A 19811-nucleotide genomic window follows, 5' to 3' on the forward strand; every position below is an offset into this window, starting at 1 on the left:
TTTATTCCTCCGTAAATCCTTACTCTTAATCGCGGAATTCAAATTCCATTTCGCCGATATGGATGGTATCGCCCTCTTTGGCGCCCTTTTCCCGCAGCTTTTCATCGAGATTCTTGATGCGCCAGATGTACTGGAAGCGGCGCACAGCTTCATCGTTGAGGAAGTTGGTCATCTTCACGAGCTTTTCGATATTCTGACCAGACACCACAAGTTCACCGCTGATGTTGCGGGAAATGGTAATCTTATCCGGGTCTTCCTCGTTCTCGTCATAGACCACAACTTCGTCTTCCGTCTCCGGCTCCTCAACATAGTTGTCGAGCCATTCACCGGTGTAGTCGATAAGTTCCTGCACGCCTTCGCGGGTAGCGGCGGAAATCGCAAAGAACTTCATGCCGTTTTCTTCCGCCAGCTTCTGCAGGCGCGGCAGATTTTCCTGCGCTTCCGGCAGGTCGATTTTATTGGCCACGAGCACCTGCGTGCGACGGGCAATCTTTTCGCTGTACTTCTTGAGCTCCGCATTGATTTTGTAATAATCGTCAATGGGGTCACGGCCTTCAAGGCCCGAAGCGTCCACGATATGCAGAATCAGCTTCGTGCGCTCCACATGGCGCAGGAAGTCATGCCCCAGGCCCACGCCGTCAGCCGCACCTTCGATAAGGCCCGGAATGTCAGCCATGACAAAGCTCTTTTCGTAATCCGTCTTGACCACACCAAGCACCGGCGTAATCGTTGTAAAGTGATACTCGGCAATCTCAGGACGCGCCGCCGAGCAGCTGGCCACCAGACTCGACTTGCCCACACTCGGATAACCGACCAGACCAACGTCAGCAAGCAGCTTCAATTCCAAAATCAGATTCTTGGCTTCGCCCGGCTCGCCGAATTCAGCAAAGGTCGGCGTGCGGTTGGCGGAGTTCGCAAACTTCGCATTGCCACGGCCGCCGCGGCCGCCCTTGCAGACCACAGCCTCCTGACCGATTTCCGTAAGGTCCGCCAGCACTTTGCCCGTAGCCTCGTCCTTCACAATCGTTCCAGGCGGTACCTTGACATAGCAGGCCGGTGCATTGGCACCATACTGATTCTTGATATCGCCATTTTCGCCATTTTTCGCCGTAAACTTCCGATGAAAACGGAAATCCAACAGCGTGTTCATATTCTGGTCAACGACAAAAATCACATCGCCGCCCCGGCCGCCATCACCACCAGACGGGCCGCCTTTCGGCACAAACTTCTCTCTTCTAAACGCCGACTTACCATGACCGCCGTCACCAGCTTTCACGATAACACGAGTTCTATCAATAAACTGCATATTTCCTCCATCTTGTAATCCGTCACCACCTCATCCGTCACGCTTCGCGTGCCACCTTCCCCTCAAGGGGAAGGCTTAATGGTAACAACAATAAGACAAATGTAATTTCTGCGCCCAAGAACGGGCGCTGGTGGACGTAAATCCCGTGATGGGATTTCAGTCCACGTTTTCGCCTGTGCCCGCAAGGGTATTTGGGTACTTTTCTTTGCGCCAAAGAAAAGTACCACCTCGCATTTGCAATACACAAAGGCAAGAGCCGGCATTGCGTTCAATACCGGCTCTTGCCTTTATGCACTACAACGCAACCTAACGCCGTTCCTTATAAACAAATACCTGCGCCGAAAAGCGCAGGTATCCGTTATATGTCTTACATAGCTTCTTCAGCCGTATAAACGCTGACCTGACGCTGGTAGCGGCCTTTGCGCTCGAAAGCGACCTTGCCGGCAACCTTTGCGAACAGGGTATCATCCTTACCGATACCAACATTGTGGCCCGGATGGAAGTGCGTGCCGCGCTGACGAACCAGAATGCTGCCAGCAGTTACAACCGTACCAGCCTGCTCCTTAACGCCGAGACGCTTGGAATGGCTGTCACGGCCGTTACGCGTGGAGCTAACACCCTTTTTATGTGCGAACAACTGCAAATCAAAAGTAAACATCGAATTCACCTCCGCTGTTCTTGAATTCGTACACCTTCCGGACTGAGCTTAGCAATCTCCATCAGTCCTAGAAGCATCGTTTGTAAAATCGCTTCGGTCAGTTCATCAGGAGCCCCTTTGAGCTGCATTTTGAGCTTTCCACTCGCTACGGAATAATCCATGTCGCGATGCAGATGCTCACCCAGTCCCAAAAGCGCCGTCTGCGTAAGGGACGAAACCCCGGCACAGACAATGTCCTGACCATGCGCCGCCGTGCCGCTATGGCCGACAACTTCAAAGCCAACAATGCGATCCGTTGGCTCCTTAAAGATTTTCACCTTAATCATGAATTAAGCTTCGATCTTTTCGATAACAACCTTCGTGAACGGCTGACGATGACCCTGACGTTTACGGTAGTTGCTCTTAGCCTTGTACTTGAAGACCAGAATCTTCTTGTCCTTGCCCTGAGCTTCAACCTTGCCCGTTACTTTGGCACCTTCAACAACCGGCTTGCCAACTTTGACATCACCATCGTTTACTACCGTCAGAACTTCGTCAAACACTACAGCTTCGCCTTCAGCAGCGGAGAGCTTCTCCACCATGATTACATCACCTTCAGCGACCTTGTACTGCTTGCCACCAGTTTTGATAATTGCGTACATGAAAACACCTCCCTATAGATTACTCGCCAACTACGGCACTGCCACAAGGCAGATTTTAACAGCCTCGCTGTGCGGTTGGGGATGGGCTATAAAACCCAAATCAGACGCACTGCATGCGTCTACAGTTAGTAATAGTAACATAGGCCTAAGGCCTTGTCAAGAAAAATAATTGCATTATCTTCTCCTATGTTCGTATAGGAAAATCCTATCTATTATATTGTGCAAAGTGACATTGAGATTTTCCCGTTTTTTCGTTATAATGTACAAGTGTATAGAATATGTAACGTTTAGGAGGAATTATCATGATTAGTCCATATACCGCAGGTGCGTTAGTACTGGTTGCTCTGATTGTTTTCGGCCCCAGCAAGCTGCCGGAAATTGGCAAAGCTCTGGGCAAGGGCATCAAGGAATTCAAATCCGGTGTTGTCGATGAAGCTAAAAAGCCGGAAGATACGCAGATGATGAACGTAACGGAACAGCCCAAAGAACTGCCCAAGGCTGAAGACCAGACGAAACAGTAAGCCGGTGGCATAAATGGCAGAAGAACAAAAATACGAAGAAATCGAGGCGCCCAAGCAGATTGGCGCCCCGGCAGATGCCGAAGTGGTCTTAGACGATGGCAGCATGTCCCTGATTGCCCATCTGACCGAGCTTAGAAGCCGCCTGATTAAATGTCTGGTAGCTACGGCGCTTGGAAGCTGTGTGGGCTATTTTTTCATTCAGGATATCATGCACTATCTGACCCTGCCGGCGGGCAAACTCTATTACATGCAGCCCGCTGAAGCATTCTTTACCTATTTAAAGGTAGCCTGCGTGGCCGGTTTCCTTCTGGCGCTGCCCATTATCTTTTGGCAGGTCTGGCGTTTTTTCCTGCCCGCCCTGACATCGAGGGAACGTATGGTGCTTGGTATTGTGGTGCCGGCATCCGTCGTTCTTTTTTTCTGTGGACTGGCCTTTTCCTTTTTCCTGGTACTGCCAGCGGGTATCAAATTCTTCCTGGGCTTCGGCAATGCAGAGCTGGAAGCGCTGTTGTCGGTGAACAAATACTTTGACTTTGTCATCATGTTTGTCCTGCCCTTCGGCTTTATCTTTGAACTGCCACTGGTCATGACTATTATGGGCAAGATGGGGCTTATTACTTCGGCATTTCTGAAGAAGTATCAGCGCATCATCATCTTCCTGTCCTTCGTCGTCGGGGCACTCATCACCCCGACCCCGGACGTATTCACCCAGTCCATGATTGCTCTGCCCATCATCGTACTCTATGAGGTAGGCTATTTCATTGTTCGTTATATTTTACGCAGATAAGAGGAGGTAAATTTCTTGGCTTATAAGGACTTGCGGGAATTTATGACCGACTTGGAGTCAAAAGGGCTCTTAAAGCGCATAAAGACCGAGGTTGACCCGGAACTGGAGATTACGGAAATCACCGACCGGGTATCGAAAATGGAAGGGGACAAAAACGTCGCCCTGCTCTTTGAAAATGTCAAAGGCTCCACCATGCCGGTACTCATGAACGCCTTCGGCAGCTATGAACGCATGGCGATGGCCTTGGGTGTGGAAAAGCTCGATGATGTTGCAGACGAGCTGCGGGAGATGCTCAAACTCCCCTACGTTTCCCTGCAGAATAAAATGAACGTTGTGACCATGATTCCCATGATTAAGCGGGCGATAAACTTCCCCAAATACGTGAAGAACGCCCCCTGTCAGGAAGTCGTAGAAACGGAAAATCCGAGCCTTGACGATATTCCCATTCTCAAATGCTGGCCCGACGACGGCGGCCCCTTCGTGACCCTGCCCTTGGTGTTCACCAAGAATCCCAAGACCGGCAAGCGCAATGTGGGCATGTACCGCCTGCAAAAATACGACAGCCGCACCACGGGTATGCACTGGCATATCCACAAGAACGGCGCAGAAAACTTCCGCGACACCAAGGCGCAGGGCGGCGATAGAATTGAAGCGGCCGTAGCCATCGGCACGGACCCGGTGCTTACCTATGCCGCGACCGCTCCTCTGCCCCGCGATATTGACGAAATGGTCTTCGCCGGTTTCCTGCGGCATAAATCCGTGGAAATGGTCAAGTGCAAGACCGTGGATATCGAAGTGCCCGCCACGGCCGAAATCATCCTCGAAGGCTATGTGCTGACGGATGAAAAGCGCCGCGAAGGCCCCTTTGGCGACCATACGGGCTATTATTCACTTGCAGACGATTATCCCGTGTTCCATATCACGGCGATTACTCACCGCAAAGACCCGATTTACTTCTCCACGGTGGTCGGCAAGCCGCCTATGGAGGACTGTTACCTCGCCAAGGCTACGGAACGCATCTTCCTGCCGCTGTTACAACAGATGCAGCCAGAAATCATCGACATCAATATGCCCCTTGAAGGCGTATTCCATGACTGCTGCATCGTATCCATCAAGAAGCAGTACCCCATGCAAGCCCGCAAGGTCATGCATGCACTCTGGGGCATGGGCCAGATGATGAACGTCAAGATGATTATTGTCGTCGATGCCCATGTCAACGTACAGGACCTCAAGGAAGTCTGGTGGCGTGTCTACAACAACATCGACGCCAAGCACGATTTGGAAATCGTCGAAGGTCCGCTTGACGTTCTTGACCACTCCTCCCCGATGGCAAAATGGGGCTCCAAGATGGGCATTGATGCCACCAAGACCTGGCCGGAGGAAGGCCATACGCGCGAATGGCCGGAAGAAATCAGCATGAGCGAAGAAATCAAGGCCCGCGTAGATGCCAAGTGGAAGGAGCTTGGTCTGGATTGATTGATATAAAAGCCCATATTAACAACGTGGCGCTGCACCATACGATTTTCGACCTGCCGTTCGCCTTTATGGGCGCGGTGCTGGCAGCAAACGGAACGCCCACCATCCATGACCTTATCTTTATTGCTCTTGCCATCACCACAGGACGAGCCGCAGCGATGGCCCTTGACAATCTGGCGGACTTAAAGTACGACAAATTGCAGCCCCGCATGAGTTACCGCGCCATGGTCAGCGGACGGATAAGCAAGCGTGAGGCAAAAGTCTTTATCGTCATCTGCCTGCTCTTAATGGTGCTGTCGGTTATGCAGCTGAATCCCATTTGCATTTACCTGCTGCCCCTTGCCGCACTGCCCTTTTTGATTTATCCCTTTACCAAGCGCTTCACGGGCTGGTGCCATCTCTTCTTAGGCGTAGCTATCGCCATGGCGCCGGCAGGCGGCTGGGTTGGCGTCAGCGGAGAAATAACCACGCCCATGGTGCTTCTGTGTATTGCCGTGGCCCTTTGGATTGGTGCCTTTGACGCCATGTACGGCGCTCAGGATGAGGACTTTGACAAGAGCCAGGGGCTTCATTCACTGGCCGTAAGTTATGGTGCTGACAATGCCTTTAAGCTGTCAGCCGCCATGCATGTCATCTGCATTGCCTGCTTCTTCGCTGTGGGCATCATGATGTCCTTAGGACAGCTTTACTTTATCGGCGTGGGCATTGCCGCAGGTACACTCGTGTATCAGCACCGCATCGTAAGCCCCACGGATTTTTCCCGGGTGACGCAAGGCTACTTCATGCGCAACGGCATTGTGTCCGTCGCCATCTTTGTCTGCACCTGGCTTAGTTTCTACTTATAATCAACAAAATTGAGGTGACTCCATGTCCGCAAAAATTCTCGAAGGCAAGTTTTTCGCACAGCAGTTAAAAGATGATGCCGGGCGCCGGGCGGCGGCTTTGCAGGAAAAATATGGCCGCGCTCCGGGGCTGGCCGTTATCCGCGTGGGTAACGACCCAGCTTCCGAAGTCTATGTCCGCAACAAGGACAAGGCCTGCGCTGCACTCGGCATCTATTCGGAAGTTATCGCCATGCCCGAAGAAACCAGCAAAGACGAATTAATCGCCAAGATAGATGCCCTGAATGCCGACGAAAAAATCGACGGCATTCTCGTGCAGTTGCCCCTGCCTGCCCAGATTGCGCAGTTTGAGGCCGAAATCCTCAACCGCATTGCCCCATCAAAAGATGTTGACGGCTTCCATCCCGTCAATGTCGGCAAGATGGTTACGGGCGAACCAGCCCTGCTGCCCTGCACGCCGGCAGGCTGCATCCGCATGCTGGAAATGGCCGGCATTGAAATCGCAGGCAAACGCGCCGTGGTCATCGGTCGCAGCAATATCGTGGGCAAGCCCATGTTCCATCTGCTGATGGCGAAAAACGCGACTGTAACCGTGTGCCATTCCCGCACCGAGAATTTGGCGGAAATCACCCGTCAGGCCGACATTCTGGTCGCGGCCATTGGCAAGCCCAATTTTGTAAAAAAAGATATGGTAAAAAAAGGTGCAACCGTCATTGATGTCGGCATCAACCGCATTGCCCCCAAGAAACTTGTGGGCGATGTGGACTTTGAAGCCGTCAGCGAAGTTGCCGGCGCCATCACCCCCGTACCTGGCGGCGTTGGCCTCTTGACTGTCGCCATGCTCATGCAGAATGTTGTGCAGGCAGCAGAGGCGCACCTACAATGATAATTATAGCCTTCCCCTATGGAGAAGGCTATAACTATATAGCTTTATGTAAAGTTTTTATGCAGAGGAGAAGAAAGCTCAATGAAAACCGATGTGGAAATCGCGCAAAGCGCAGAAATGCAGGACATTCGCCGTATCGCGGAGAAACTCAACATCTCCGAGGATGAACTCGAACTCTATGGCAAGTACAAGGCCAAAATCAGTCTGGACGCCTGGCAGCGGGTCAAAGACCAGCCCAACGGCAAGCTGGTGCTGGTGACAGCCATCAATCCGACTCCGGCTGGCGAAGGCAAGACGACCACCAGCGTAGGCCTTGCCGATGCCTTCCATAAGCAGGGCAAGAAGGTTGCCGTAGCCCTGCGTGAACCCTCCCTTGGTCCCTGCTTCGGCCTCAAGGGTGGCGCCGCTGGCGGCGGTTATGCTCAGGTCGTCCCCATGGAAGATATCAACCTGCACTTTACCGGTGACTTCCATGCCATCACCACGGCACATAATTTGCTCGCTGCCGTAATCGACAATCATATCCAGCAGGGCAATACCCTCGATATCGATGTGCGCCGCGTGGTCTGGAAACGCGTGCTCGACCTCAACGACCGCGCCCTGCGCCATGTGGTCATCGGCATGGGCGGCAAGGCCCATGGCGTGCCCCGCGAAACCGGCTTTGATATCACCGTAGCCTCTGAAATGATGGCGATTCTGTGCCTGGCCTCCGACCTTGAAGACATGAAAAAGCGCCTCGGCGAAATCGTTGTCGCCTACACCCGCGACGGCCGAGCCGTAAGAGCCAAGGAACTTAACGTAACTGGTGCGCTCACCCTGCTCTTTAAGGACGCCATCAAACCGAACCTTGTGCAGACGTTGGAGGGCACGCCCGCCTTTATCCACGGCGGCCCGTTTGCCAACATTGCCCATGGCTGCAACAGCGTCATGGCGACGAAATTCGCGCTCAAATTTGCTGACTATGTGGTGACCGAAGCCGGCTTCGGTGCTGACCTCGGCGCCGAAAAATTCCTCGATATCAAATGCCGCTTTGCCGGCATCCATCCGGATGCCGTGGTTATCGTCGCTACTGTCCGCGCCCTCAAAATGCATGGCGGCATGGATAAGAAGGATTTGGGCAAAGTTGACATGTCAGCTTTGGAACGCGGTATGCAGAACCTCGAAAAGCATATTGAAAACATCCAGAAATTCGGTCTGCCTGCCGTAGTAGCTATCAACGCCTTCCCCACCGATACCAGGGAAGAACTCGATTTCGTCGAAACTGCCTGCAATAAGCGCGGCGCCGAAGTCGCCCTCTCCGAAGTCTGGGCAAAAGGCGGCGAAGGCGGCCTGAAGCTCGCCGAAAAAGTCGAAGCAGCCATGAATAAGCCCAACAACTTCCACTTCATCTATGAAACCGAGCAGAGCGTGGAAGAAAAAATCAGCGCCATCGCCAGGGAAATATACGGCGCTGACGGTATCAGCTTCACCGCGGCAGCACAAAAACAGCTCGCCGAAATCAAGGAACTGGGCTTTGACAAGATGCCCATCTGCATGGCTAAGACCCAGTATTCCCTGTCCGACGATGCCACGAAGATTGGCCGCCCCGAAGGCTTTACCGTCACCGTAAGAGAACTTCGCATCTCCGCTGGTGCCGGCTTTATCGTAGCGCTTACCGGCAACATCCTGACCATGCCCGGCCTGCCGAAGAAACCGGCTGCCGAAAACATGGATATCGATAACGAAGGAAAGATTACAGGACTTTTCTAAAATAGTAAAACTGAAACAGCCGCTGTTGGGAATTCCCGACAGCGGCTGTTTTATGCATCATTATTTATTCACGTTCAACCGATTTTGAGTTTTGCCTGAGCCGATACATGGCGGTCAAAGCCCATATCTTCCTTGCTCATGCCAAGGGCAAAACCGACGAGCTGCTGCAAGTGCAGGATGGGAACCTCAGCCTGCGAGTGAACAGCTTCGCGGCCTTCCGGCTCGTACATGTCAAGCTGCATCTGGCAGAGCGGGCACGGCGTGGCAATGGCCATAGCACCGGCACGGCCTGCACTGTCTACAATCTGACCGGTAACAGTCAGTACATCATGTTCCGCGGCCAGCTGGGCATGGAAGCCACAGCATTTACGGCTGGCATCAAACCATACGGGTTCTGCACCGAGTTTGCGAATAAGGCGTTCCATATATTCGGGATGCTTGCCGTCGCCATGGTTCATAATTTCCTGCGGGCGCAGGATATGGCAGCCATAGTAAGCGGCAATCCTGACGCCATGCAAAGGATTAACCACTTTGCCATCCAGAAGTTCCGGATGTTCGTCCAGAATCCAGAGGAAATGCGTCACCTTACTCGTGCCTTTGTACTCATAGGGATGGCCGGATTCCTTGAGCACCTTGTTGACTTTTTCCTTGAGTTTGGCATCTTTATCGAGTCGGGCTTTGGCGGTGCGCAGCTGCAGGGTGCAGGTGTTGCAGACCGTCATGATATCGAGGCCCATATTCTCGGCAATGGAGATATTGCGGGCGTTGACTACGAGTGCGGCAAAGTCATTGACGCCCTGCGCATGGGAGGCGCCGCAGCAGGTCCAGTTGGGAATTTCCTCGATTTCAATGCCTAATTTCTCGCAGACCTTATTCAGCGAAGTATAGGCTTCCGCTGCTGCACCTTCCAGCACGCAGCCCGGAAATAATGCGTATTTCATAATCATTCAGCCTCCTTCGCTGCCGCTTCGGCATTCTTCACAATCTTGCGGATGGTTTCGATTTCGGGATTCACCTTATGCGTATCCAGCGGATTCATCTTGCCTACCCGCATGAGGCGCAGAGCCATGGGCGCACGCAGACCGGCCATCAGGAAGCCTTCGGACTTAATATTGAGTTTGGCTTCATCGAGTGTACCGGATTCGCTGATGTCGTCATAGATGGCTTTTGCATGGCGGGCGCCGACGTTATCATCAAGCCCCTTCTTAAAGGTTGCTTCCTTGAGTTTTTCGATAGCGCCTGCCGGGTCAAGTCCTTTCGGACATTTGGCCGTGCATTCCTGACAGTTGAAGCAGCGCCAGAGTCCGGCATCCACAACAGCCTTGAGGTGTTCTTCGGGGCTCTTGTCGCGGCTGTCAGCCACGAGTTTTTCGGCCTTGACGAATACGAAGGGATCGAGGAAGTCCTCCTGATTCAGCGTATTCTTGTTGCATTCGGATACGCAGGAGCCGCAGAGAATGCAGCCGGCGTATTTTTTGTACTTGTTGAAATCCTCCGGTGACTGTTTGCAGCCGGTTTCCTTGGAGAATTCATCCTTGGGCTGCACCACGGGTTTAATCTTCTTGATGCGAGCGTATTTCGGATCCCAGTCCACGACGAGGTCACGGATGACCTTGAAGTTGCCCAGCGGTTCAATGGTCAGCAGGTTGGTATCATAACGCTTCACCAGATTTTCCACGAGCATTTCACAGGCCAGTTCTGCATTGCCGTTGACGCGGACAGCGCAGGCACCGCAGATGCTCGAACGGCAGGAGCAGGTAAAGGAGAGCGTCGGGTCCTGTTTTTCCTTGATTTCAATGAGGGCTTCGAGAACCGTCATGCCGACTTTCAGGGCTACGGTATAATCCTGTACCCATTTTTTGCCTTCGACGAAGCGATGGATTCTCAGTTTCACATCCATAATCAATACTTCCTTTCTTTCGGCTGGTATTTCGTGATTACGACATCTTTATACTCGGCACGGTATTTGCCGGTTTCCTTGTCCTTGAAAATCAAGGTGTGTTTGAGGAAGTTCACGTCATCACGTTTCGGGAAGTCCCGGCGGGAATGACCGCCACGGCTTTCCTTGCGGGCAAGCGCGCCCTGCACAATCGCATGAGAAATCTGCAGGAGGTTGCCCAGCTCTACATACTGCTCGAAAGCGGTGTTATAGACATGGGAATTATCGCCGACATAGCAATGTTCGTATTCTTTATCCAGGGCATCGAGTTCGGCGCTGGCCTGCGTGAGCTGCGCTTCGTCGCGGAATACGCCGGCCTTGTACCACATGGTATTAATCATGGCATCGCGGATTTCCGGCACGCTCTTGTTGCCTTCCCGGCCGCGGGTGGTTGCCTTGTCAAAAGTCTCTTTCCACTTGTCGCAGGCTTTCGCCAAAGAATCCTGGCTGCCTACATAGGAGTTGGCCTTGGCAAATTCAGCGGCACCGTCACCAGCGGTATGCCCAAATACCAGCACTTCCGACAGGGAGTTGGCACCTAAGCGGTTGGCACCATGTACGGATACGCAGCTGCATTCACCGGCTACATAAACGCCCTTCACGCGGCTTTCGCCCGTATGGAAGTCTGCCATTTCCAGACCGCCCATGGAATAATGGCAGGTCGGCGCAATGGGTACGGGTTCCTTGGTGATATCCACACCGGCAAAGCGGCGGGACAGGTCATATACCTGACCGAGGCGCTCATGGATGCGTTCAGCCGGAATCTTGGTGAAATCCATATAGACGCCGGCATGGATGCCTTCGCCGACACCGCGGCCCTGTTCAATTTCCGTGGCAATGGCGCGGGCTACAATATCGCGCGTTGCCAGTTCCATGCGTTCCGGCGCATATTTGCTCATAAAACGCTCGCCGTTCTTGTTGATGAGCAGCGCACCTTCGGCACGGCTGGATTCGGAGAGCAGTACGCCGTTAGCCGACAGGCCCGTGGGATGGAACTGCACCATTTCGGGGTCTTTGAAGGGAATGCCCACGTTCATGCCGGCTACGATGCCATCACCTGTGGAGCTGTAGGGATTGGACGTACGCACCCAGTATACGCGGCCATAGCCGCCGGTAGCGATGATAATGGATTTGGCCGGTACACCAAGCAGATTGCCCGTGCGCATATCCATGGCGATTACGCCGTTGAGTTTGTCGCCGTCCATGCTGATTTCGAGCATCTGGCATTCGGAGATAAAGTCGATGTTGTTATCGAGGCACTGTTCGAAAAGGGTATGCACCATGGCATGGCCTGCGCGGTCTTCAAAGTAGGAAGCACGCGGATGGCTGTGACCACCCATCTTGCGCTGATGGAAGGCGCCATCTTTCTGACGGTTATAGGGATAGCCCATATAATCCATTTCGTAGATGTTTTGTCCGGCGCGTTCCGCGAAGTATTCCACGGCATCCTGGTCGCAGAGATAGTCGCCGCCCTTGATGGTGTCAAAGACATGGGATTCAACGGTGTCCGTGGGGTCGCTCACGCCCGTAACACCATTCATGCCGCCCTGTGCCATCGTGGAAGCAGAACGGGTCGGAACCAGCTTCGTCATCACGGCTACCTTGAGTTCCTTGCGTTCAGCTGCCGCCAGCGCCGCCCGCATGCCGGCACCACCGCTGCCGATTACCAAAACATCATAGGTCACATCACCCGTTTTTACCTTTTCCGGAATATTCTTTCCATCCCAGGCAAAATACGTGCCTGCTGCCAGTACAACACCGGCCGCAGCCGCCCCTTTGATAAATGTGCGGCGCGAAATTTCCGTTGCCATATTGCTTTTCCCTCCTAATAATACACTAGGCTTCTCAATCATCCCATTATGAGACATTAACTAAGGCTATTATATATAAATAGCAGCTATAAGGAAAATACATAGTCCTTATAGCTGCTATTGAAAAATACAATACACCTCATCCGTCAGCCTTCGGCTGCCACCTTCCCCTCAAGGGGAAGGCTTAGAATTTGAATTGTTTCAGCGCCTGTTGCTGTTCATGGGCCATATTCGAGAGCGTTTCGCTGGCCGAGGCGATTTCTTCGGACGAGGCTGACTGTTCCTCGGTGGCCGCCGATACGGATTCCATATGCTGGGAGATAACCTGCCCTTTGGCGGTGATATCCTCGACGGAATTGGAAATATTACCCGCATCTTCGTTAACCACATCGATAGCCTTATCCATCAGCACCGTCTTTTCCGCACCATTTTCGACCAAATCGCGAATCTGGTCAAAGACACGCTGCAAATCTTCTACGGACTTGGCACCGGCCACTACGGCCTCACAGCCCTGATTCATGGATTTTACCGCTGCTTCCGTGTCCTTCTGCATGGTCATGATGAGCTGGGAAATCTTTTCGGCAGCTTCTTCCGACTGCTCGGCAAGCTTCCGAACTTCTTCGGCCACGACAGAGAAGCCACGCCCCTGCTCACCGGCACGGGCTGCTTCAATCGCCGCATTGAGGGCCAGAAGGTTCGTCTGGCTGGCGATATTGGAAATCGTATCGACAATCGCGCCGATTTCTTCGGAGCGGGAACCCAATTTGCCCACAATTTCCGAAGTATCGCTGACGGTCTTTTCCACGCCCCGGATTTCCGCCACGGATTTTTCGAGTACATCATGGCCCCGCTCGGCTTCTTCTGCCGCCTGTTTGGAATTCTGGGAAACATCACCGGCATGGCCGCGCATTTCCTGAATGGACTGATTGACCTTGGTTAATAGCGCCGTATTATTGTTCAGTGCCATCTCCTGGTCAGCCACAAGCTGTGCCGATTCGCCCACGGCCTCTGCCGACTGCACAGCCGCCTGCGCGGACTGCATGGATGCTTCTTTCAGATTGGCAGAGGCTTCATTGATGCTCTGCACGGTTTTATAGATTCCCTGCATATAGGAAGCCATCTTGTTCTGCATATCCATCAGCGTTCTGGCCAGATGACCGAACTCATCCCCGCGGTCAAAGGTAACCCCTGTGGAGCGGAAATCACCATCACGAAGTTTTTCGCATCCTGCCTCCATAAAGCGCAAAGCTCCGGTAATGCTGCTGGCGATAACCCGGCTGATGCCTGCCTGAATGGCCAGTGCCGCGAGCGTTACAATCAGAATCGCTATGGCAGCGGCTCTATTGGCGCTGTTGCTGGCTTCATTGGCCGCGGATGCTGCCTGATTGATTTTGTCCTGCTGGCCATGGAGTGCATCCCGCAGGCCTCTTGTTGCCGGTGAACCGTCTTTTTCATAGACCGTCAGGGCTTCTTCCGTATTGCCTGCCGCCGCAAGGCTCATGACCTTATTCATTACACCCTGATACTTCTGCCACTCACCGTCAATCTCGGGGATATTGGCAAGCTCGGAACCCTTCATGGCTTCTTTATAGGCCGTAATCGCCGCATCAAAATCCTGCTGGGCTTTCTGCTGCTGTCCCTTCACCCGCTGCAGATGCTCCGGATTATCCTTGAGCATGACCGCCTGCAAGGTCTTGACCATCATCACGCGGCTCTGTTCTACCGCTGTGCCGAGGTGCTGTACGCCCTGCATTTCCCGGTTGTACAGGCTCGCCATCGCCTCATCGGCATTCGTCAGGGAGCGGTAGCCCACCAGACTGATTACCACCATAGCCACAGCTGCCACGCCCACAATCAGCAGCAGCTTAAAGGTCACCTTTATGTTGTCAAACATGTAACCATCCCTCCTTTTCCTTACACCAAAAAGCAGTAAGCCAAAAGTCAGACAACTTCTCGCTTACTGCGTTTATTCGCCAAAAATTTTATTCTCCCTGCAATAGTTCGATAAATTTTCTTGCCGCCTGGGAGAGATGCTTGTTCTTGCCATAGGCCGCTACGAGCTGACGGTCGTCCACTTCCTCCTCCAGCTGGAAGAAACAGGGAGGCTGTGACCAGCGGCCATTATGCACCACCATATCAGTGACGAGCGTTGCGCCCATGCCAGCCGCGCAGAGTTCCGCAGCATCCACAATGCTGTTGGCCTCAAAGACCACCTCCGGCGAGCATTGCGTCTCCATGCACAGGTCGCTGTAAATCCGGGACATGCGGCGGCTTTCCTGCAGACAGATAAATGGCTGGCCGTGCATACGCGCAAACGACATGACCGGATAAGGCATTCCCGGCACATGATTATATCCCCAGGCAAAAGGATGCGTTACGGGCAGAGCCAGCAAAGTTTTCTCCGACAGAAGCGGGATACGCTCGTAATTACTCTCCAAGGGTTCATAAATCAGCGCAAAATCAACAGCGCCTTCCGCCACCGCCTGTTTTAATTCATGGACACTGCTCTCCTTCACCATCAACCGAATCCCCGGGTAACGGCGATGAAACTCGATGATAGGCTGTGTCAGATAACAGGTGGAACGGGTACGGGAACTGCCGATAATGAGCGTACCCGATTTCATCCCCGTAAGGTCTGCCGTCTCCTGCACCAGCTCATGATAAATCCGCTGCATTTCCTTAGCCTTGCGCACATAAATTTCGCCAGCCGCCGTGAGCTGCAAAGGCGTCTGACTGCGGTCAAAGAGCGGCATGCCGATTTCCCCTTCGATTTTCTTTATCGACTGGGATAGCGACGGCTGCGATACAAAGAGCTTTTTCGCTGCCGCAGAAAATGTGCCGTCACTGGCTGCCTGCAAAACATATTTCCATTCATGTTCGTCAATCAAGCTAATGTCCCCTTCCCATAAAAAAATCCCCTACCTGTTATTATACTACAGATAGGAGATTTTTTTCATTTAATTATTTGCCAGCGAGTACCTTGTAGCCTTCGTAACGGCCCTTGGCATCGTTCTGGGTCTTTTCAAAGAGTGCCTCTGCAGCTTCCGGGAAGGAGCGCTGGAGGTTGATGTAGCGGTTTTCGCCCATCAGGAATTCCTGGAACTTGTCGAAGTCCGGTTCCTTGGAATCGAGGCTGAACGGGTTCTTGTCCGTGCCCACGAGCTGCGGGTTGTAACGGTAGTTGACCCAGTAGCCGCATTCCACAGCCAGTTTTGCTTCGAGCTGGCTGTTGCCCATGCCCTTGCGGATACCGTGGTTGATGCACGGTGCATAAGCGATAATCAGGGACGGGCCATGATAAGCCTCAGCTTCGGTGATGGCCTTCATGAGCTGGTTGTGGTCGGCGCCCATAGCGACCTGTGCCACATAGACATAGCCGTAGGACTTAGCCATCATGCCGAGGTCCTTCTTCTTCGTCTTCTTACCAGCAGCGGCGAACTGTGCGATAGCTGCAGCCGGCGTGGACTTGGAAGCCTGACCGCCCGTGTTGGAATATACTTCGGTATCGAAGACGAGCACGTTGACATCTTCGCCGGAAGCCAGTACATGGTCAAGGCCGCCGTAGCCGATATCATAAGCCCAGCCGTCGCCGCCCAGAATCCACTGGGAACGCTTCACGAAGTAGTCTTTGTTGTCGTAGAGCTTATTCAGGCATTCATCGCTGCCCTTTTCTGCTTCGAGCAGGGCCGTGAGTTTGTCCGCACGTTCACGGGAGCCTTCGCCCTCGTTCATGTTGTCCACCCATTCAGTGAGTGCTGCCTGCAGTTCTGCACTGCCCTTGCCAGCTTCCACAGCAGCCTTGGCATCAGCAGCCAAAGCGTCGCGGACGGATTTCGTGCCCAGGAACATGCCCAGACCGAATTCGGCGTTGTCCTCAAAGAGGGAGTTTGCCCAAGCCGGGCCATGACCCTTGTGGTTCTTGGTGTACGGCATAGCCGGAGCACTGCCGCCCCAGATGGAGGAGCAGCCCGTAGCATTGGCCACCATCATGCGGTCACCAAAGAGCTGGGTCAACAGTTTTGCATACGGCGTTTCGCCGCAGCCTGCGCAGGCGCCGGAGAATTCGAGGAGCGGCTGTTCAAACTGGGAACCGAGCACCGTCGTCTTCTTCATCGGATTCTGCTTCGGTGCAACCTTCTTGGCATCTACACCATAATCAAAGAACTTCTGCTGTGCCTTGAGTTCATCATCCAGCGGTTTCATATCGAGAGCCTTCACCGGGCAGACCTGTGCGCAGTTGCCGCAGCCCAGGCAGTCCATCGTGGATACGGCTACCGTGAAGTGGTAATCCTTGATGGCCTTCGTCTGCTTGGACGGGAAGCCTTCCGGAGCATTTTTGAGTTCTTCTTCCGTCGTGAGTACCGGACGAATAGCAGCGTGCGGGCAGACATAGGAGCACTGGTTACAGCCAATGCACTTATCCGTATTCCAAACCGGTACATTGATGGCCGTACCGCGTTTTTCGTAAGCTGCGCCGCCTACGGGGAAAGTACCGTCCACCATGTCTTCTGCGAACTTGGAAACCGGCAGTTTGTCGCCTTCCTGACGGTTCATGACTTCCTGAATTTCCGTGATGAATGCCGGAGCATCTTTCTTTTCAACCGCTTCGTCTGCAGCATCAGCCCAGGCAGCCGGTACTTCTACGCGATGCAGGGCTTCGATACCTTTGTCGATGGCGCCGTTGTTCATGTTGACGACTTTTTCGCCCTTCTTGCCGTAGGACTTAACCACAGCGTCTTTGAGGTATTCCACTGCCGTTTCGATAGGAATGATGGCCGCAATCTTGAAGAAGGCAGACTGCATAACCATGTTGAAGCGGCCGCCGAGGCCGAGTTCTTTGGCGATATCCACAGCATTAACCGTGTAGAATTCGATTTCGTTCTTGGCGATATAGCGCTTCATGGCAGCCGGCAGATGCTTGTCGAGGTCTGCATCCGACCAAACCGTATTGAGCAGGAACTTGCCGCCCTTCTTGAGGCCGGCCAGCAGGTCGTATTTGTAAACATAGGACTGCTGGGAGCAGGAAATGAAGTCCGCGTTGTTGATGAGGTACGGGCTCGTGATGGGCTGCTTGCCGAAACGCAGATGGCTCATCGTGATACCGCCGGACTTCTTGGAGTCATAGGCAAAGTAAGCCTGTGCGTACATATCCGTCTTATCGCCGATAATCTTGATGGCGCTCTTGTTGGCACCAACCGTACCGTCAGAGCCGAGGCCCCAGAATTTGCAGGCCGTCGTGCCAACCGGCGTCAGGTTCACATCGCTCATAACCGGAGTCAGGCTCGTATGGGTTACATCATCATCGATACCGATGGTGAAGCCATCTTTCGGTGCGTCTTTCTTGAGTTCTTCAAAGACGGCGAAAATCTGATCCGGCGTCGTGTCCTTGCCGCCCAGACCGAAACGGCCGCCCACGATGATGGGGTTGAGTTCGGAACCATAGAAAGCGCTCTTAACATCGAGGTACAGCGGTTCGCCCAGAGAACCTGGTTCCTTCGTATGGTCAAGCACAGCAACCTTCTTGACCGTCTTCGGCATAAACTGGAAGAAGTGCTTGATGGAGAACGGACGATAGAGGTGTACGCTCATCAGGCCGACTTTTTCGCCCTGCTTGTTGAGGTAATCCACCGTTTCCTGCACAGCCTGGCAGACAGAACCCATGGCGATGATGATGCGGTCAGCATCCTTGGCACCATAGTAGTCAAACAGGTGATGTTCACGGCCCGTGATTTTAGCCAGGTCTGCCATAGCTTCTTCGACGAGTTCCGGCAGAGCTTCGTAGTACTTGTTGGATGCTTCGCGTTCCTGGAAGTATACGTCCGGATTCTGTGCGGTGCCGCGGATAACCGGATGGTCCGGATTCAGCGCACGGCGGCGGAATTCTTTTACAGCTTCCCAGTCGAGAATCTTGCCCAAATCATCATAATCCACTACTTCGATTTTCTGAATCTCGTGGGAGGTACGGAAACCATCGAAGAAATTGATGAACGGTACACGGCCCTTGATAGCCACGAGATGGGCTACAGCGGCCAAATCCATAACTTCCTGCACGCTGGCTTCGCAGAGCATTGCACAGCCAGTCTGACGGGCAGCCATAACATCCTGATGGTCACCGAAGATGTTCAGGGAGTTCGCAGCCAAAGCACGAGCGGAAACGTGGAACACGCCCGGCAGCAGTTCGCCGGCTACCTTGTAAAGATTCGGAATCATCAGCAGGAACCCCTGAGATGCCGTATATGTAGTGGTCAGGGCACCAGCCTGCAAGGAACCATGCACGGCACCAGCGGCACCAGCCTCTGACTGCAGTTCGATAACGCGGACCTTCTGACCAAAGAGGTTGGTCTTGCCTTTAGCTGCATCTTCATCCACGTGTTCAGCCATCGGCGAAGACGGCGTAATGGGATAGATTGCAGCAACGTCTGTAAAAGCATAGGAGATGTACGCGGCGGCCTGGTTGCCGTCCATGGTTTTCATCTTTTTGCTCATGTTGTTTTTTGCTCCCCTCTAAAATAGAATACTTGAAAACATACTCCCTATTATACACCGCTCACAAGGGCTTGTAAACAAATGGCCCCGCCCCTAATTATTCATATAATTTATCTTATCATAACTGAAACGATATATTTTTCTTCTGAGAAGGAAATCGCTCCCTCTTGTCGAAGTAAAACGGTAAACCTTGGGATTGTATTTTTTGCCGTAAGTCAATGGGAAAATTGGGAGTGTGATTTACAAATGATTAAGAACATGACCATCTATGTCATCCTCAAACTGGAATATGGCAAGGGCCAGGAAAATGTCTACTCCAGCATCCTCAACGTGTCCTCCAGCAAGAGCACCGCGGAAACTTTCAAGGAGCACTACGAGGAACAGTTCGCCGATGAAATCCAGAATGAGCACGATGGCCGCTTCGTCTCCATCCACATGCACAAAGCACTGGTGCAGCTGGATGATGAAATCATTGCCCCGGATATGTTCATCCGCTTTATCGGTGACAAGAAAATCAAGGAAACCTTCTAAGAAAATTCATTAATTGCCGCAATAAATAAAATAAATATATGCAAAAAAAAATTCCCGCTGAATCATAAAAATTCAGCGGGAATCATCATTTCATAAGAATGGTCGGGATGACAGGATTCGAACCTGCGGCCTCTTCGTCCCGAACGAAGCGCGCTACCAAACTGTGCCACATCCCGGC

The 19811-nt window shown here is 52.9% G+C and carries 17 protein-coding genes and 1 tRNA gene; 7 read left to right on the forward strand and 11 right to left on the reverse strand.

The window, feature by feature from the left end; translation table 11 throughout:
• Positions 1 to 25: 25 nt before the first annotated feature.
• The 4 genes from obgE to rplU all read right to left on the reverse strand — a co-directional run bounded on the left by obgE (position 26) and on the right by rplU (position 2605).
• A complete protein-coding gene (gene obgE / locus T320_RS12065; protein WP_026761229.1) occupies positions 26 to 1306 on the reverse strand; it encodes a GTPase ObgE in 1281 nt (426 codons plus the stop codon).
• 367 nt (positions 1307 to 1673) lie between these two features.
• The gene (rpmA, locus tag T320_RS12070; protein ID WP_026761230.1) at positions 1674 to 1964 is read right to left on the reverse strand and encodes a 50S ribosomal protein L27; all 291 of its coding nucleotides are present in this window, start codon (positions 1962 to 1964) and stop codon (positions 1674 to 1676) included.
• A 5-nt stretch (positions 1965 to 1969) separates the two neighbouring features.
• The gene (locus tag T320_RS12075; RefSeq protein WP_037356183.1) at positions 1970 to 2290 is read right to left on the reverse strand and encodes a ribosomal-processing cysteine protease Prp; all 321 of its coding nucleotides are present in this window, start codon (positions 2288 to 2290) and stop codon (positions 1970 to 1972) included.
• Between the two features lie 3 nt (positions 2291 to 2293).
• Entirely contained in the window at positions 2294 to 2605 is a 312-nt protein-coding gene (gene rplU / locus T320_RS12080) for a 50S ribosomal protein L21 (protein WP_014425460.1), read from the reverse strand.
• Positions 2606 to 2907: 302 nt separating this feature from the next.
• On the opposite strand from rplU, the gene T320_RS12085 reads away from it, so the two are divergent.
• The 6 genes from T320_RS12085 (at position 2908) to T320_RS12110 (ending at position 8866) form a co-directional block, all read left to right on the forward strand.
• Positions 2908 to 3126: a Sec-independent protein translocase subunit TatA/TatB gene (locus tag T320_RS12085; RefSeq protein WP_026761232.1), complete on the forward strand. Its 219-nt coding sequence runs from the start codon at positions 2908 to 2910 to the stop codon at positions 3124 to 3126.
• 13 nt (positions 3127 to 3139) lie between these two features.
• Positions 3140 to 3913, forward strand: coding sequence for a twin-arginine translocase subunit TatC (tatC, locus tag T320_RS12090; RefSeq protein ID WP_026761233.1), 774 nt, complete (start codon positions 3140 to 3142; stop codon positions 3911 to 3913).
• Between the two features lie 15 nt (positions 3914 to 3928).
• Positions 3929 to 5389 (forward strand): menaquinone biosynthesis decarboxylase, encoded by a 1461-nt coding sequence (locus T320_RS12095; RefSeq protein WP_037356187.1) that lies wholly within the window; start codon positions 3929 to 3931, stop codon positions 5387 to 5389.
• The gene (locus tag T320_RS12100; protein WP_197019431.1) at positions 5386 to 6234 is read left to right on the forward strand and encodes a 4-hydroxybenzoate octaprenyltransferase; all 849 of its coding nucleotides are present in this window, start codon (positions 5386 to 5388) and stop codon (positions 6232 to 6234) included. Before T320_RS12095 ends, T320_RS12100 begins: the two co-directional genes overlap by 4 nt.
• 22 nt (positions 6235 to 6256) lie before the next feature.
• Complete coding sequence (gene folD, locus T320_RS12105) at positions 6257 to 7117, forward strand: bifunctional methylenetetrahydrofolate dehydrogenase/methenyltetrahydrofolate cyclohydrolase FolD (RefSeq protein ID WP_037356192.1); 861 nt, start codon at positions 6257 to 6259, stop codon at positions 7115 to 7117.
• A gap of 81 nt (positions 7118 to 7198) precedes the next feature.
• Positions 7199 to 8866, forward strand: coding sequence for a formate--tetrahydrofolate ligase (locus T320_RS12110; RefSeq protein ID WP_037356195.1), 1668 nt, complete (start codon positions 7199 to 7201; stop codon positions 8864 to 8866).
• A gap of 74 nt (positions 8867 to 8940) precedes the next feature.
• Here T320_RS12110 and T320_RS12115 read toward each other — a convergent pair whose 3' ends face one another.
• From T320_RS12115 to nifJ, 6 genes are all read right to left on the reverse strand, one after another.
• Positions 8941 to 9807 carry a CoB--CoM heterodisulfide reductase iron-sulfur subunit B family protein gene (locus T320_RS12115; protein ID WP_037356198.1) on the reverse strand — a complete coding sequence of 289 codons (867 nt, stop codon included), beginning with the start codon at positions 9805 to 9807 and terminating at the stop codon, positions 8941 to 8943.
• A 2-nt stretch (positions 9808 to 9809) separates the two neighbouring features.
• Entirely contained in the window at positions 9810 to 10766 is a 957-nt protein-coding gene (locus tag T320_RS12120) for a succinate dehydrogenase/fumarate reductase iron-sulfur subunit (protein ID WP_037356201.1), read from the reverse strand.
• A 2-nt stretch (positions 10767 to 10768) separates the two neighbouring features.
• Positions 10769 to 12616, reverse strand: coding sequence for an FAD-binding protein (locus tag T320_RS12125; RefSeq protein WP_037356203.1), 1848 nt, complete (start codon positions 12614 to 12616; stop codon positions 10769 to 10771).
• A gap of 184 nt (positions 12617 to 12800) precedes the next feature.
• Positions 12801 to 14510: a methyl-accepting chemotaxis protein gene (locus T320_RS12130; RefSeq protein WP_037356205.1), complete on the reverse strand. Its 1710-nt coding sequence runs from the start codon at positions 14508 to 14510 to the stop codon at positions 12801 to 12803.
• 88 nt (positions 14511 to 14598) lie between these two features.
• Positions 14599 to 15504 (reverse strand): LysR family transcriptional regulator, encoded by a 906-nt coding sequence (locus tag T320_RS12135; protein WP_037356207.1) that lies wholly within the window; start codon positions 15502 to 15504, stop codon positions 14599 to 14601.
• A 73-nt stretch (positions 15505 to 15577) separates the two neighbouring features.
• Complete coding sequence (gene nifJ / locus T320_RS12140) at positions 15578 to 19102, reverse strand: pyruvate:ferredoxin (flavodoxin) oxidoreductase (RefSeq protein WP_037356210.1); 3525 nt, start codon at positions 19100 to 19102, stop codon at positions 15578 to 15580.
• Between the two features lie 246 nt (positions 19103 to 19348).
• Between nifJ and T320_RS12145 the strand changes: the two genes are divergently transcribed.
• The gene (locus T320_RS12145; protein WP_026761244.1) at positions 19349 to 19633 is read left to right on the forward strand and encodes a hypothetical protein; all 285 of its coding nucleotides are present in this window, start codon (positions 19349 to 19351) and stop codon (positions 19631 to 19633) included.
• Positions 19634 to 19732: 99 nt separating this feature from the next.
• On the opposite strand, the gene T320_RS12150 is transcribed toward T320_RS12145, so the two are convergent.
• Positions 19733 to 19809, reverse strand: a tRNA-Pro gene (locus T320_RS12150).
• Positions 19810 to 19811: the final 2 nt, after the last annotated feature.

Origin of the sequence: Selenomonas sp. FC4001 (assembly GCF_000701565.1) — a bacterium.
Classification (GTDB): domain Bacteria; phylum Bacillota; class Negativicutes; order Selenomonadales; family Selenomonadaceae; genus Selenomonas_A; species Selenomonas_A ruminantium_B.

What these genes read in the sequence shown, in the direction of transcription:
- T320_RS12125 (WP_037356203.1), bottom strand. Translation starts at nt 12,616, where the DNA reads ATGGCAACGGAAATTTCGCGCCGCACATTTATCAAAGGGGCGGCTGCG.
- T320_RS12075 (WP_037356183.1), bottom strand. Translation starts at nt 2,290, where the DNA reads ATGATTAAGGTGAAAATCTTTAAGGAGCCAACGGATCGCATTGTTGGC.
- nifJ (WP_037356210.1), bottom strand. Translation starts at nt 19,102, where the DNA reads ATGAGCAAAAAGATGAAAACCATGGACGGCAACCAGGCCGCCGCGTAC.
- T320_RS12115 (WP_037356198.1), bottom strand. Translation starts at nt 9,807, where the DNA reads ATGAAATACGCATTATTTCCGGGCTGCGTGCTGGAAGGTGCAGCAGCG.
- T320_RS12145 (WP_026761244.1), top strand. Translation starts at nt 19,349, where the DNA reads ATGATTAAGAACATGACCATCTATGTCATCCTCAAACTGGAATATGGC.
- T320_RS12110 (WP_037356195.1), top strand. Translation starts at nt 7,199, where the DNA reads ATGAAAACCGATGTGGAAATCGCGCAAAGCGCAGAAATGCAGGACATT.
- rpmA (WP_026761230.1), bottom strand. Translation starts at nt 1,964, where the DNA reads ATGTTTACTTTTGATTTGCAGTTGTTCGCACATAAAAAGGGTGTTAGC.
- T320_RS12120 (WP_037356201.1), bottom strand. Translation starts at nt 10,766, where the DNA reads ATGGATGTGAAACTGAGAATCCATCGCTTCGTCGAAGGCAAAAAATGG.
- rplU (WP_014425460.1), bottom strand. Translation starts at nt 2,605, where the DNA reads ATGTACGCAATTATCAAAACTGGTGGCAAGCAGTACAAGGTCGCTGAA.
- T320_RS12130 (WP_037356205.1), bottom strand. Translation starts at nt 14,510, where the DNA reads ATGTTTGACAACATAAAGGTGACCTTTAAGCTGCTGCTGATTGTGGGC.
- folD (WP_037356192.1), top strand. Translation starts at nt 6,257, where the DNA reads ATGTCCGCAAAAATTCTCGAAGGCAAGTTTTTCGCACAGCAGTTAAAA.
- T320_RS12085 (WP_026761232.1), top strand. Translation starts at nt 2,908, where the DNA reads ATGATTAGTCCATATACCGCAGGTGCGTTAGTACTGGTTGCTCTGATT.
- tatC (WP_026761233.1), top strand. Translation starts at nt 3,140, where the DNA reads ATGGCAGAAGAACAAAAATACGAAGAAATCGAGGCGCCCAAGCAGATT.
- obgE (WP_026761229.1), bottom strand. Translation starts at nt 1,306, where the DNA reads ATGCAGTTTATTGATAGAACTCGTGTTATCGTGAAAGCTGGTGACGGC.